This window comes from Luteipulveratus halotolerans (assembly GCF_001247745.1).
In the GTDB taxonomy this organism is placed as follows: domain Bacteria; phylum Actinomycetota; class Actinomycetes; order Actinomycetales; family Dermatophilaceae; genus Luteipulveratus; species Luteipulveratus halotolerans.
Map to the genome: position 1 here is coordinate 3,727,303 of NZ_LAIR01000002.1, position 13,125 is coordinate 3,740,427.

General features: G+C 69.6%; 13 protein-coding genes. 3 read left to right on the forward strand and 10 right to left on the reverse strand.

The features are described 5' to 3' along the window. Positions 1–337: 337 nt before the first annotated feature. The 6 genes from rplI to VV01_RS18800 all read right to left on the reverse strand — a co-directional run bounded on the left by rplI (position 338) and on the right by VV01_RS18800 (position 6,104). Positions 338–787, reverse strand: coding sequence for a 50S ribosomal protein L9 (rplI, locus tag VV01_RS18775; RefSeq protein ID WP_050671227.1), 450 nt, complete (start codon positions 785–787; stop codon positions 338–340). 28 nt (positions 788–815) lie between these two features. Further along, complete coding sequence (gene rpsR, locus VV01_RS18780; RefSeq protein ID WP_013494395.1) at positions 816–1,052, reverse strand: 30S ribosomal protein S18; 237 nt, start codon at positions 1,050–1,052, stop codon at positions 816–818. Positions 1,053–1,154: 102 nt separating this feature from the next. Continuing rightward, the gene (locus VV01_RS18785) at positions 1,155–1,778 is read right to left on the reverse strand and encodes a single-stranded DNA-binding protein (RefSeq protein ID WP_050671228.1); all 624 of its coding nucleotides are present in this window, start codon (positions 1,776–1,778) and stop codon (positions 1,155–1,157) included. A gap of 44 nt (positions 1,779–1,822) precedes the next feature. Continuing rightward, positions 1,823–2,110, reverse strand: coding sequence for a 30S ribosomal protein S6 (gene rpsF, locus VV01_RS18790; protein ID WP_050671229.1), 288 nt, complete (start codon positions 2,108–2,110; stop codon positions 1,823–1,825). Positions 2,111–2,338: 228 nt separating this feature from the next. Next, positions 2,339–3,664 carry a glycosyltransferase family 87 protein gene (locus VV01_RS18795; protein ID WP_050671230.1) on the reverse strand — a complete coding sequence of 442 codons (1,326 nt, stop codon included), beginning with the start codon at positions 3,662–3,664 and terminating at the stop codon, positions 2,339–2,341. A gap of 76 nt (positions 3,665–3,740) precedes the next feature. Then, positions 3,741–6,104 carry a transglycosylase domain-containing protein gene (locus tag VV01_RS18800; protein WP_050671231.1) on the reverse strand — a complete coding sequence of 788 codons (2,364 nt, stop codon included), beginning with the start codon at positions 6,102–6,104 and terminating at the stop codon, positions 3,741–3,743. Positions 6,105–6,412: 308 nt separating this feature from the next. Between VV01_RS18800 and VV01_RS18805 the strand changes: the two genes are divergently transcribed. Both VV01_RS18805 and VV01_RS18810 read left to right on the forward strand, forming a co-directional pair. Beyond that, a complete protein-coding gene (locus VV01_RS18805) occupies positions 6,413–7,150 on the forward strand; it encodes a PadR family transcriptional regulator (protein WP_050671232.1) in 738 nt (245 codons plus the stop codon). Then, the gene (locus VV01_RS18810) at positions 7,143–8,234 is read left to right on the forward strand and encodes an inositol-3-phosphate synthase (RefSeq protein WP_050671233.1); all 1,092 of its coding nucleotides are present in this window, start codon (positions 7,143–7,145) and stop codon (positions 8,232–8,234) included. Before VV01_RS18805 ends, VV01_RS18810 begins: the two co-directional genes overlap by 8 nt. Before the next feature lie 109 nt (positions 8,235–8,343). Here the strand turns inward: VV01_RS18810 and VV01_RS18815 are convergent, their stop codons facing one another. The 3 genes from VV01_RS18815 to VV01_RS18825 form a co-directional block, all read right to left on the reverse strand. After that, positions 8,344–8,880 (reverse strand): hypothetical protein, encoded by a 537-nt coding sequence (locus VV01_RS18815; protein ID WP_050671234.1) that lies wholly within the window; start codon positions 8,878–8,880, stop codon positions 8,344–8,346. Positions 8,881–9,042: 162 nt separating this feature from the next. Then, positions 9,043–9,990, reverse strand: coding sequence for a DUF559 domain-containing protein (locus tag VV01_RS18820; protein WP_050671235.1), 948 nt, complete (start codon positions 9,988–9,990; stop codon positions 9,043–9,045). 217 nt (positions 9,991–10,207) lie between these two features. Beyond that, on the reverse strand, positions 10,208–11,926 hold the full coding sequence (locus VV01_RS18825) for a hypothetical protein (RefSeq protein ID WP_157508928.1): 1,719 nt from the start codon (positions 11,924–11,926) through the stop codon (positions 10,208–10,210). A gap of 195 nt (positions 11,927–12,121) precedes the next feature. On the opposite strand from VV01_RS18825, the gene VV01_RS18830 reads away from it, so the two are divergent. Continuing rightward, a complete protein-coding gene (locus VV01_RS18830) occupies positions 12,122–12,463 on the forward strand; it encodes a hypothetical protein (protein WP_050671237.1) in 342 nt (113 codons plus the stop codon). Between the two features lie 3 nt (positions 12,464–12,466). On the opposite strand, the gene VV01_RS23485 is transcribed toward VV01_RS18830, so the two are convergent. Beyond that, on the reverse strand, positions 12,467–12,976 hold the full coding sequence (locus VV01_RS23485; RefSeq protein WP_050671238.1) for a hypothetical protein: 510 nt from the start codon (positions 12,974–12,976) through the stop codon (positions 12,467–12,469). Between the last annotated feature and the right edge of the window lie 149 nt (positions 12,977–13,125).

Genomic DNA, 13,125 nt, shown 5'->3' on the forward strand with positions numbered 1-13,125 from the left:
GGCGGGGGCCTATCTCGCACTGAGAGACGTCCGGATGCTCACGTGCCGGGAGTTGCCTGAAATCACCAGGATTCCACGGAAGTGAGTTCCGTCTCATTCGGGAAGGATCGTTGAACGCGCGACAAATTCATCCGCCATGCGAGACCGGCGCTCCCACGAAACGCGGGTCTCTTCATCCATTTTTGACCATTCCCTGACGCGATACGGATGGCGAGATGACCGTGAATACATCTTCCAGAAATTGCTGTCAGCGCATCGGCCTGACCATTCCCGGGTACGACGAACGCCCGGCCCCGCGATATGCGGGACCGGGCGTCCGGTGTCGTACGACGGGGCCTTACTTGGCCGCGACGACGTCGAGCTTCAGCGTGGCCGAGACCTCGGGGTGCAGGCGGACCTGGACCTCGTAGGCGCCGGTGCTGCGGATCGGCTGACCGATCTCGACCTTGCGGCGGTCGATGTCGCCGGCGCCCGCAGCCTTGACCGCGTCAGCGATCTCGGCGGTGGTGACGGCGCCGAAGAGGCGACCGGACTGACCGGCGCGCGCCTCGACCTTGACCTTGGCGTGCTCGAGGTTGCCCTTGATCGACTGGGCCTCCTCGAGGGTCTTGACGGCGCGGGTCTCGCGGGCCTTGCTGATCGCCTCGACCTGCTTCTGCCCGCCCTTGGTCCACGGGGTGGCCAGGTTGCGGGGCAGCAGGAAGTTGCGGGCGTAGCCGTCCTTGACGTCCACGACGTCACCGGCCGTGCCCAGCTTGGACACCTCGTGGGTGAGGATGACCTTCATGTCTCGTTCCTTCTCTCTCGCGTGAGGCTCAGCGAGCCGAGCTGGAGTAGGGCAGCAGCGCCATCTCGCGGGCGTTCTTGACCGCGGTGGCGATGAGCCGCTGCTCCTGGACGGACACACCGGTCACCCGACGAGCGCGGATCTTGCCGCGGTCGGAGATGAACTTGCGCAGCAGCGCGGTGTCCTTGTAGTCGATGTTCTCGACCTTCGCCGCCTTCAGCGGGTTGGCCTTCTTCTTGGGCTTGCGCACAACGGGCTTGGCCATCGTGGTGCTCTCCTTATGGATGAGAGCCCGAGCGTCAGCTCGGGACAGCTGATTGGTCTGGGTGGGCGGGCCGGCTCAGGGAGCCGGTCGCCGAACTGATCGTCAGAAAGGGGGCTCGTCGTAGGACGGGCCGGTGCTCCAGCCGCCCTGGCCGCCACCCTGCGGTGCGCCGGACTGCTGACCGCCGCCACCCTGCTGGCCACCGGCCGGCTGGGTCGCCCACGGGTCGTCCTGCTGGCCCTGGCCGCCGCCCTGGTTGCCGCCGAAGCCGCCACCCTGCGGGCCGCCCTGGCCGCCACCCTGGTTGCCGCCGAAGCCGCCGCCCTGCTGGCCGCCACCGAAGCCACCTCCGCCGCCGCGCTGGGTCTTGTTGACCTTGGCGGTGGCGTAACGGAGCGACGGGCCGACCTCGTCGACCTGCATCTCCATCACGGTGCGCTTCTCGCCCTCCTTGGTCTCGAACGAACGAGACACCAGGCGGCCGGTGACGACGACGCGGGTGCCGCGACCGAGGGACTCGGCGACGTTCTCAGCCGCCTCGCGCCACACCGAGCAGCGCATGAACAGCGTCTCGCCGTCCTTCCACTCGTTGGTCTGCCGGTCGAACTGACGCGGCGTCGACGCAACGGTGAAGTTGGCGACCGCAGCCCCGGACGGCGTGAACCGCAGCTCCGGGTCCTGGGTGAGGTTTCCGACGATGGTGATGACGGTGTCGCCTGCAGCCATGGGCGTGCTCCCCTTCTGAGGGTCGTGGAGTGAGTCGAGAGGACTTAGGCGTCGACGCGCAGGAGCTTGGTGCGCAGGATGGTCTCGTTGAGACCGAGCTGGCGGTCGAGCTCCTTGGCGGTGGCCGACTCAGCCGTCATGGTGACGACCGCGTAGATGCCCTCGGCCTTCTTCTTGATGTCGTAGGCCAGGCGGCGACGACCCCAGATGTCGACGTTGTCGACCTTGCCGCCGTCCTTGCTGACGACGGTGAGGATCTTGTCCAGCGAGGGCTGGACGGTGCGCTCATCGAGCTCGGGGTCGAGGATGATCATGAGTTCGTACTGACGCATGCGTGAACCCACCTCCTTTGGTCTGGGCGGTCACGGTCTCTCCGTGACAGGAGGGTTGCAGCGTTGCTCCCGGGCACCGACCGTCGTGTCGACGACGGACGAGACCCACCGCTGTGACCTACGCCCCTCACGATGCCAGGTGGCACCGACGAACGGGCGTTGTCCACAGGAGTGGGTCCGGCGTACACCGGGAACCGCACGAGGATATCGGCGGCGGCCCGCCCGGGCCTAATCGGCGGCCGACAGGATCGGTCGACGTACGCCGGTCGGCGGCAGTGCCTCGCCCTCGTCGAGCCGGCGCTGGGTCGCCACCGCCTGCCAGGCCAGGCCGATCCAGGCGAGCAGCCGCAGCACGGTGAGCAGGGCGTAGGCGGGGCCGGGCAGCGAGCGGTTCTCGTTGAACGACGTGCCGGCGTACATCCACACCGCCGCGAAGCTCGCGAGCTCGATGCCGGCCCACACCAGGTGGTCGCGCCAGCGCAGCCCGCACAGGGCGATCAGCGGCAGCAGCCACAGGGCGCTCTGCACCGACACGCTCTTGCCGGTCACCATCACCACGACGAGCATCACCAGCGACAGGTGCGCGACGTCGAGGTTGCGCTCACGATCGGTGGCGAGATAGACGCCGACGACCAGCGCCAGCACCCAGCCGATGACGGCGAGCGCGGTCAGCGCGGCGGCCGGCAGATCGAGGCCGGCGATCTGGACGACGAGCCAGGACGAGCCGTAGCCGGCGCTCTGGTCGGACCAGACCTGGTACGACGCGAGCGGGTCTCCACCCACCGCCCAGCCGAGGATGAGGCCGACCGCGATCGCGGCGACGGCACCGCTGAGCACCCGCCACAGCGCGGTCTGGCGACGCTCACGCCAGGCGACCAGCGCGATCGCGACGATGACGACCGCCGGGAAGGTGCGCGCCATCGTCGCCGCGCCGAGCAGCGTGCCGGCCATGAGCGGGTGACGACGGGTCCAGGCGAGGACGCCGAGCGCCATCAGCGCCACACCGAGCATGTCGTAGGACATCAGGCTCGCCGTGATCAGCACCGGGCTGAGCGCGACGTGCGCCGCGACCCACGGGCTGCGCGGCAACGTCGCCGCGACGGCGGCGACGGTCACCGCGATGAGCAGCACGATCACGATCGCGGCGGCCGCGAAGTAGAACCGCTGCTCGACCAGGCCGGAGCCCTCGGGTGTGAGCAGCCGGACGAGCCAGGTGAGGTACGCCGTGAGCACCGGCTGCGACTCGCCCGGACCGCCCGTGGCCCACGGGTCGGACAGGTGCTGCGCCGTGACCGCACCCGGCAGGTCGGAGTAGCAGGCGCGCCACAGCGACCCGGGCGTGCTCCAGCCCGAGCGCACGCAGTGGTTCTTCTGCAGGACACCGAGGGCGACGAAGACACTGGCGGCGGCCGACAGCAGCGCGGCGGCGAACGTCCACGGTCGACGACCGACGCCGGCGTACCGACCCACGACTCCGCCGATCACCTCGCAGGCCTGGGCGACGACACCATCACCGCGGCTGGGCACGGCGAGGCGGACCGGCGTACGTGGCATGGCGGCGAGTCTAGGCAGCGAGCATGGTCAGCATGCGCTGATCGGGTTCATGCGGTTCTCGGCCCACGACGACGCCCTACGGGAGCGGCCAGTTGGGTCCGCCCTTGGTCTTGCTGGACGTCGGGGACGGCTCGTCGGTCGTCGGGTCCGGCGGGGGCTCGGTCTGGGTCCGCGTCTTGGTGGGGCGGGGCTCCTCGGTCCTGGTGCGCGTCGGCTCAGGCGTCGAGGTCCGGGTGCGCGTCGGCTCGGGCGTGGAGGTCTCGGTCTCCTTCGGCTCGTCGCTCGTCTCCTCCTCGGTCGGCGACGGCGTCGACTCCTCCTCGGTGGAGGTGGGCGACGGCGTCTCGGTCCGGGTCGGGGTGAACGTCGGCTTCATGCCGGGCGGCAGCGGGAACTTCGGTGCCGGCTGCCCCTGCAGCGCGGCCTCCATGAACGCCTTCCAGATCTCCGCGGGGTACTTGCCACCGGTCAGACCGTCACCCTCGGGGCCGGTCAGCTGCTGGATGGTGCGGCCGCCGTCGGAGGACTTGAACATGCCCACCGACGTCGTGAGCTGCGGGGTGAACCCGCTGAACCACAGCGCCATGTTGCCGTTGGACGTACCGGTCTTGCCGGCCGCATCACGGTCGAAGCCCTCGAGCGCCGTCTTGGCGCTGCCCTCCTTCACCACGCCCTGCATGGCGTTGATCGCGTTGAGCGCGACGTCCTTGTCGAACGCCTTGCTCGTCTTGGGCTTCGCGGCGTAGGTGTAGCTGCCGGTCGTGCTGGTGATCTTCTTGATGAAGTGCGCGTCGGCGCGGACACCCTGGGCGTTGATCGTGTTGTACGCGGTCGCCATGTCGATGACGTGCACGGACGGCGTCCCGAGGATGTTGGAGATCGAGGTGTCACCGTTCGCCGCGGTCAGCCGGTCCTCCGGGATGCCGGCGGCCTCGGCCACGGCCGCCGTCCTGGCCGGGCCGATGTCCTTGTTGAGCTGCAGGAAGACGGTGTTGACCGAGAACGCCGTGGCCTTGCGCAGCGTGATGCGACCCCAGCTCTTGTCGCCGAAGTTGGTGACCTCGCCCTTGGGGTTCTTCTCGGTGATGTACTGCTTGAACTTCATGGGCGACTTGCCCTCGTACGTCTTGTCGAGGGTCATACCGTCCTGCAGGCCGCCGATCAGACCGAACACCTTGAAGTTCGAGGCGCCCTGCATGAGCTGGCCGGTGGCGTTGTCGCGCTCCTTGGTGGGGTCCGAACCGCCGTACATCGCGACGACCTCGCCCGTGCCGGGGCGCTGCGCGACCAGCCCGGCGTGCAGGTCCTTGGATCCCTCGGGCATGTGGTCCTGCACGGCACGCACGGCCGCGTCCTGCGACTGCTTGTTGATGGTCGTCGTGATCTTCAGACCGCCCTTGTCGACGTCGGTGTCGGACAGGCCGATCTTCTCGACGAGCTCGTCGCGCACCTGCTCGCGCACGTAGCCGAGGGGCCCCGGGATCGTCGACTTCTCCTTGCGCGGCTGCACGATCGGGAAGTTCTGCTTGGACAGCTCCGACTCGGGCAGCCAGCCCTTCTTGACCATGCCGTCGAGCACGTACACCATGCGCTGGTTGACGAGCTTGGCCGACGCCGGGCCGCGGGCCGGGTCGAGGCGGTTGGGCGAGTTGACGATCGAGGCGAGGAAGGCGCCCTCGCTGGTGTTGAGCTGGCTGACGTCCTTGTTGAAGTACGCCTTGGAGGCCGCCTGGATGCCGTACGCGCCGCGCCCGAAGTAGATCGTGTTGAGGTAGTCGGCGAGGATCTGGTCCTTCGACATCTTCTGGTCGATCTTCAGCGAGATCATGACCTCTTTGAACTTACGGGTGACCGTACGGTCCTGGGTCAGGAAGTAGTTCTTGACGTACTGCTGGGTGATGGTCGAGCCACCGGCCTTCGACCCGCCACGCAGGTTGGTCCAGAACGCCCGCACGATGCCGGTCGGCGAGATGCCCCGGTTGTTGTAGAAGTCGCGGTCCTCGGCAGACAGGAACGCGTGCTGCACGTGGTCGGGGATCTTGTCGATCGTGACGCTCTCGCGCGTCGTGCTGTTGAAGCGCGCGAGCTCGGTCTTGCCGTCGTCGTAGTAGAGGATCGACTGCTGCTGCTGCGCCTCGGCGTTGGCCTTGGGGATGTCGGTGCGCTGGTAGACCACGAACAGCGCGACGAGTCCGAGCACGAACAGGCTGAAGAGCCCGAGCATGGTGCGCGTGACGATCTTGTACGCGAGTCCGTGCTGACGTCGTCCGTTGCCGCCCGCGGGGCGACGGGGTCCGCCGGACCGTCCGCTGCCGCCTCCGCCGGGTCGGCCGGAGCCGCCGCCTGAGCGGCCGGAGCCGGCCGAGCTCGTCCGCGGGGAGTCCGATGCCGTGGCCTGCGCGGCGCGGCGGCGTGCCCGGGGGCCGGGGGTGTCCGTCACTGAATGAACCTCTTCGTACCTGTACGTCGGACGCGGCCCGTGGGGACTCGGGCGCGCGGCGCAGCCCGTGGGGGCGGGCTGCCGGGGTCACCGGAGGGCGACCGGGGGCCTGGTGAACAGCGGCGTACGACGGCCCGGCCGACCAGGGTAACCCCGCGTCTTGGACGTTCGGTCCGGAACGAAGGTTGTCATCACCCGTGATCGCATCTGCGCGCGCACCGGTCAGGACGATGTATCGAGTCGATATATCCGTGCTACGGTTCGACTGACGAAGACGCAGTTTGTCACCTTGACCTGGGGAGGGCCGCATGGCTGGTACGTCGCGCCGCGCGGCCGTGCTCGAGCTCGCCGTGCTCGGGCTGCTCCACGAGTCACCGCTGCACGGGTACGAGCTGCGCAAGCAGCTGTCGACCGTGCTCGGCGCGTTCCGGGCGGTCTCGTACGGCTCGCTCTACCCGTGCCTGCGCACCCTCGTCGAGCGCGGCTGGATCACCGAGGCCCCCGCTGTGGGCGCCGGCGGTCGACCCGGGCGGCGGGCGCGCATCACGTACGAGCTGACCGCCGAGGGCAAGGAGCAGTTCCAGGCGCTGCTCGGCCAGTCCGGCCCGGCCGCGTGGGAGGACGACACGTTCGGGGTCCACTTCGCGTTCTTCGGGCGGGCGAGCTCCGATGTCCGGCTGCGGATCCTCGAAGGCCGCCGGTCGCGGCTCGAGGAGCGCCTCGACGCCGCGCGCGCGGTCAGCCGCGAGCGGCGCGAGCGCATCGACGCCTACACCGCCGAGCTGCACCGGCACGGGCTGGAGTCGACCGAACGCGAGGTGCGCTGGCTCAACGAGCTGATCGAGACCGAGCGCACGGCGTACGGGTCTCCCCGGACGGCACCGGGTCTCGATACGCCCTCCGCTGGCGCTCCGGGCTACTCGACCAGCGGTGGGGCTAGCGCTCCGGGCTACTCGACCAGCGGTGGGTCCGGCTCGACCAGCGAGACCACAGACATCACGAATTCCACTGACCCGCAAGGTAATTCAAGGAGAAACCATGGGTAACGTACGCGTCGCCATCGTTGGCGTCGGCAACTGCGCGAGCTCGCTCGTGCAGGGTGTTGAGTACTACAAGGACGCGGACGCCTCGGGCTCCGTGCCCGGACTGATGCACGTGCAGTTCGGTGACTACCACGTCAACGACGTCGAGTTCGTCGCAGCGTTCGACGTCGACGACAAGAAGGTCGGCAAGGACCTGTCCGAGGCCATCAACGCCTCGGAGAACAACACGATCAAGATCGCCGACGTGCCCACGACGGGCGTCGAGGTGCAGCGTGGCCACACCCTCGACGGCATCGGCAAGTACTACGCGCTGACCATCGAGGAGTCGGCGGCCGAGCCGGTCGACGTCGTCCAGGCCCTCAAGGACGCCAAGGTCGACGTCCTCGTGTCCTACCTGCCGGTGGGCTCGGAGCAGGCTGACAAGTTCTACGCCCAGTGCGCGATCGACGCCGGTGTGGCCTTCGTCAACGCGCTGCCCGTTTTCATCGCGTCCGACCCCGAGTGGGCCAAGAAGTTCGAGGACGCCGGTGTGCCGATCATCGGTGACGACATCAAGAGCCAGGTCGGCGCGACGATCACCCACCGTGTGATGGCCAAGCTGTTCGAGGACCGCGGCGTCGTGCTCGACCGCACGTACCAGCTCAACGTCGGCGGCAACATGGACTTCAAGAACATGCTCGAGCGCGAGCGCCTGGAGTCCAAGAAGGTCTCCAAGACCCAGGCCGTGACGTCCAACCTCAACGGCCCGCTGGCCGGCAAGATCGACGACAAGAACGTCCACATCGGCCCGTCGGACTACGTCGCGTGGCTCGACGACCGCAAGTGGGCGTACGTCCGTCTCGAGGGTCGCGCGTTCGGTGACGTGCCGCTCAACCTGGAGTACAAGCTCGAGGTCTGGGACTCCCCCAACTCGGCCGGCATCATCATCGACGCCATCCGTGCGGCCAAGATCGCCAAGGACCGCGGCATCGGCGGCGCCCTCCTGAGCGCGTCGTCGTACCTCATGAAGTCCCCGCCGGAGCAGCGCGAGGACACCGAGGGTCGCGCCAAGCTCGAGGCCTTCATCGCGGGCACCGAGGAGCGCTGACGCACCCCGTCAACTCGCGCTGAGAGGCGCGAATTCCGTTGCGGCACAACGCCGTACGCCGACCGGCCCTTCCTCGGAGGGGCCGGTCTTGCGTTCGCGCCGTCCGTCGTCACGGACTGTCGGCGAACGTCATGCCCTCCTGTCGCACCGTCGTGCCGTCACGGCTGACGGTGAAGCGCTCCGCACCCGTGCTGGTCGCGAGACTGATCGTGACGCCGCCCTCGCCGCGGAAGGTGTAGTCGCTGATGTCCTTGAGCTCACCCTGGCGCAGCGTGACCGTGCTCGCGGCGTCGACGCCCGGCCCGCGGTAGGTGTAGCTGCCGTCGGCGAACTCCTCGCACACGACCCAGCGAGCGCCGCCGTCGAGCCGGCCGAGGCGCGACACGAAACCGGAGTCACCGCACTGCAGGCTGCTGACCTGTTTCCAGCCCTTCCAGTCGTACGCCGAGGACGGGTCGGGAGCCGCCGCGGCTGGCCCGGCCGAGCCGGACGCCGCAGAAGCGTTCGACGACGGCGGGCCGTCGTGCGGGGTCGGACGGGCAGGTGTCGACGCCGAGCCGGGAGCGGCAGCCGCTGGGCCCGACCGCACCGACGGCCCATCGCCTCCGCCGCACCCGCTGAGCACCAGCGCCAGCGCGCCGACCACTCCCGCACGAACCTCATGCCTCCGCCTCTCATCGTTCAGTCCGGACCATCCTGCCGGTCACGCTTCGCGCGCTCCCACCGAGGTCGGGTTCGCTTCGCGGCCCCGCAGTGGAGGTCCGCGTCGCCGACCGGGCCTTCACCGAAGGACGCCCTGCGGGAGGACTCACGCTGTACGCCGGTCGCTCCGCCCGCGCGGTACCGCGGCCGCGCGCGTGGCCGGGCTCGCGAGTCCTCCTGGGAGGCCCGCGCCCCGCAGTCGTACGGCGTCGGCGATGCGGTCCCGCACCCAGTCCGGTCGCCGCATGACCTGCTTCCAGGTGAAGCGCAGCACCAGCCAGCCCAGACAGGTGAGCGAGGAGTAGCGCTCGCAGTCCTTCTCGAACCCCTTCCTGGTGCCGTGGAACGCGAACCCCTCGGCCTCCAGCACCAGGCCGAGCGAGACGTCGGCCAGGTCGACGACAGCCCACACGCCCGGCTCGCAGATCTGCACCTGCGGGCTCACATCGAGACCTGCGACGTCGAGAGCGATCGCGCGTAGCACCGACTCCAACGGGTTGGCCGCGAGCGAGGTCGACTCCCGCAGCACCCGCCGAGCCTGGCGGGCGCCACGTCCTCTCACCCGGCCTGCGGCCTCGATCAGGGTGTCTTCGTCGACGTCACCCGCACGGCACGCGGAGTCGGCGACGGCGAGCGCCTCGTCGAACGGCATCGTGAGCGCACAGTCGACGACGGTGCGCAGCGGCGAGGTCACCGCGCCCGACCTCTCGGCGCTCGACAGGTCACGCCAGACTGTGCGGACGCCGCACTGCTGGTCGCGCGTGAGGTGGCGGTTCGGGCGCACGGTGACGACGGGGATCTGCGGCTCGTGCTTCATCGACCAGCCGTAGTGGGCGGCGGCACTTCCATGACTCATGGTGCCTGAGAGGCCGTGTGCGGACGCCGCGTGCTCAGCGAGTTCGCTTGTCGCATCACGGTTTCGGGCTAGGCGGATGAGTCGTCCGGTGTCCACGGCTTGTCCGATGGCGCGCTTGGACGCGATCGTCCGCAGCTGCCCGTACGTCGCCGCGCCACCCAGCTCGGTCATCATGCGGTCGAGGGCGTTCGTGGCCATGGCTGCAGCGTGCCCGAGGCGTCCGCCCGACCCTGGTGGTCATCCACAGGCGCCCCCCGGGGAGGACTCAAGCCGTACGCCAGTTGCCCCGTCCGCGCGGGGCCACGGACTCGCGAGCGGCCAGGCTCGCGAGTCCTCCCCGGGGGGGGGCGCGGCTCGGCCGGAGCGCGGTCCGGCGGGCCTGCACCCACCGGACCGCGCGTCGTACGGCGGGGCGTCAGTCGGGCACGCCCGCCGGCTTGACGCAGATCGCGTTGCCGACGCCCTGGTGGGTCTCGTCGCCTCCGAAGTGCTTGGCGACCGCGATGTTCCAGCTGCCGAGCCAGTCGAGTGAGCCGAAGGGCGACCAGTGGCCGCCGGAGCCCTTCCACATCAGCCGCAGGATGCTCATGTCGTTGGGCGCGTCATGGATCGCGAGCGCGTTGCGCGCGTCCGGGTCAGCCGCGAGGCCCTCGACCCGGTAGCGCTTGTCCTCTCGGTACATCCGCTCGATCCAGGCGTCAACGTCGGCGTTGTTCGGGCTCCGCTGCAGCTCGGGGTCGTAGGGCCAATCTCCTTGTGCCACAACGCGATCTCGCAGGATCGAGGTGGCGTTCCACCGCATCGTCCCGAACTCCCGCGGCGACAGCTCGAGCACGAAGTTCTGGTTGGTCGTGACGGGCGTCATGTCGTTGCCGCCGTAGTGCTTGTTGTAGACCTGCAGCGCCGTGGCGTCGGAGTTGCGCAGTCGCAGCTGGTAGGTCGACGCGTCGATGTCACGTTCACCGTTGGACTGGTAGACGTCGTGCCGCACCATCGTGTTGTCGTCGATGCGATAGCTGACGTCGTCGATCTGCCGGCCGTCGGCGTACCTCGTGACCATGTACGACAGGTCCTCACCGGACTGGGTCGCACTGCCCTTGACGTCTCCGGCCTGCACCTGAATCCCGTTGCGGCGCGCGTACTCCAGCCCCATCACGTCGGACACGTTGCTGATGCCCGGCCCGTCCTGCTGGGGGGCGGTGCCGGCGAACACCATGCGGTAGTAGCCGTCCTTGCCCTCGGGCGTGCTGATGTCGAACTCCGCCTGGACGACGTGCTTGTCGACCAGCGTGCGGTTGTCGAGGAACCCGATGTTGTAGTCGAGGGTGCCGATGCCGAGGAAGGTCGGGCTCGAGACGAAGTCGGCCGGCCCGTAGAGCACGCGCACGGTCTTGTCGTCGGTCTTGGTGATCGAGGTGGTCACCCCGTCGCCGACGGCGTACTCGTTGCTGCCGACGATGCCCTCGTAGCTCGCGGTGAGTCCCGCACCGACGTAGTACTGCTGGTCGAGACCGACCGCGGTGCCCTTGGGCATGGCGCCCGGGTCGAGCGGGTTGGGCGGCGGCGCGAGGTTGTCGGCGAGCTTGCCGGCCTGGCTCTGCACGCTGTAGGTGACCTTGTTGCCGGTGTAGACCTCACCCTTGACGTCGACCTTGCGCAGCTGCGCCTTGCCCTCCACCGTGAGGCGTTCGTCGACCGAGATCGACGCCTTCTGGGTCTCGGTGCCGTCGCCCTCGAGCTGGGCCGGGTCGATGGTGGCCTGGCCGATGAGCGCGGCACTGACGCTGCCCGACGCCTTGCCCGGGGTGCCCGACGGGCCGGACGGCGCCACCTCGGTCGGGAACTTCACCTCGATCTCGCCCGGCGTCATGCCCCCGGTGGGCTGCGTCTTGCCCGGTCGGCACACCGGATCGCGGACCGGCTCGGGCTGCTCGATCGGGTGGTTGTCGGGTCCTCGCTCACCGGGTACGAAGTCGGCGGCGAATGCGCCGCCTGCGGCCTCGGCCTGCTGGTGCTGGACGACCCCCGCGCCGACACTGCCGGCGAGCAGTGTGCCGAGCACCGCCACCCCCACGCGTTGTGCGGTCGTCGGCCCGTTCGTACGACGTCGTTCTCTGGTTTTGCGCTGTCCCATGCTTCCTCCCCCAATTGCAGCGCGCCGGTCGGCGCACATGAGGTCCGATGGGCCGACCAGCGGGCTCGTTCCACCGCGGAACGTGACTGGCCCTGTCAACATCGGCCTCCGGGTCGCGCGAAGGAACAGGGTGCTGCCACGCTCCTGCGGACGACTCGGGGCGCCTGCGCGCCGCACACATGCGCAAGGAGACAGATGAGCACCGCACGCAGGCTGGCAGCCGCAGTCGCACTGGCTGCGCCGCTGGCCCTGGCCGGCATCTCGGGCGCCGGCGCGAGCCCGCCGGTGGGGCAGGTCGGAGCCGTATCCGACTGGGACCACACAGGACTCGGCCCTTTCTCGCACAGCCTTGCAGCGACCTCGGTCGAGACACCGAGCCCGTCGCGAACAGCCACGACCGTCTCGGGTCCGCGCGTGCAGACCGATCAGCTGGGCGGTGACGCCGGCGCGGCGCTGGTGCCGCTCGCGGCTCTCGGAGCGTTCGCCCTCGTCGCCGGGGCAGGCGCCCTCGCCACCGGCAGCCGTACCGACCGCTGAGAGTCAGTCGGCCACCCGATCGGACCACGCTGCGTGCGCGATGTACGCGAGCATCACCAGGCCGGCGAACACGGCCGCTGCCGCAGCAGCGGCCGGACCGGAGGCCCAGCCCCACCCGAGGCCGATGACGCCGAGCGCGGCGACCGACCAGCCGAGACGGGTGAAGATCGGCGCCTCGAACGTCGCGGCGAACGGCACGAAGTGGAGTCCCACGGCGAGCGCGACGACCGCGGGCTGGAGCCCGGGATGGTCCAGGCTGCGTACGACGGCGTGGCCGCCTGCGATCAGCACGAGCATGCCGACCACGCAGCCGACGTAGACCGCGAGGGCGCGCGGCTGTGGAGGCGTCGGGTCGGCGAGGCGCCTCGGCCGGAGCAGCACGGCCCAGGCGGCCGCCGCCAGCAGCACCGCCCACGCGATCAACGCCAGCAGCGGCCAGGGTGCGGCCAGCTCGGAACGGTTGACCAGGACGAACGCGGTGGCGCCCGCTGCACCGATGATGCTGCCGGTCACGGCCGGGTGCCCCAGCCTGGTCAGGCCGGTCCTCGCCGCGCTCAGCCTCTCGGTTGTATGCGTCTCGGTGTCCACCCATGCCTCCCCGTCGACCTGCGTCGCCGATCAGCATGCCGGACCGTCGTCAGATCCGGGCGCCTCGGCGCCTC

Excerpts from the sequence above, each read along its gene's own strand:
- VV01_RS18795 (WP_050671230.1), bottom strand. The coding sequence starts at position 3,664 with ATGCCACGTACGCCGGTCCGCCTCGCCGTGCCCAGCCGCGGTGATGGT.
- rpsF (WP_050671229.1), bottom strand. The coding sequence starts at position 2,110 with ATGCGTCAGTACGAACTCATGATCATCCTCGACCCCGAGCTCGATGAG.
- VV01_RS18785 (WP_050671228.1), bottom strand. The coding sequence starts at position 1,778 with ATGGCTGCAGGCGACACCGTCATCACCATCGTCGGAAACCTCACCCAG.
- VV01_RS18810 (WP_050671233.1), top strand. The coding sequence starts at position 7,143 with ATGGGTAACGTACGCGTCGCCATCGTTGGCGTCGGCAACTGCGCGAGC.
- VV01_RS18805 (WP_050671232.1), top strand. The coding sequence starts at position 6,413 with ATGGCTGGTACGTCGCGCCGCGCGGCCGTGCTCGAGCTCGCCGTGCTC.
- VV01_RS18825 (WP_157508928.1), bottom strand. The coding sequence starts at position 11,926 with ATGGGACAGCGCAAAACCAGAGAACGACGTCGTACGAACGGGCCGACG.
- rpsR (WP_013494395.1), bottom strand. The coding sequence starts at position 1,052 with ATGGCCAAGCCCGTTGTGCGCAAGCCCAAGAAGAAGGCCAACCCGCTG.
- VV01_RS18820 (WP_050671235.1), bottom strand. The coding sequence starts at position 9,990 with ATGGCCACGAACGCCCTCGACCGCATGATGACCGAGCTGGGTGGCGCG.
- VV01_RS18830 (WP_050671237.1), top strand. The coding sequence starts at position 12,122 with ATGAGCACCGCACGCAGGCTGGCAGCCGCAGTCGCACTGGCTGCGCCG.
- rplI (WP_050671227.1), bottom strand. The coding sequence starts at position 787 with ATGAAGGTCATCCTCACCCACGAGGTGTCCAAGCTGGGCACGGCCGGT.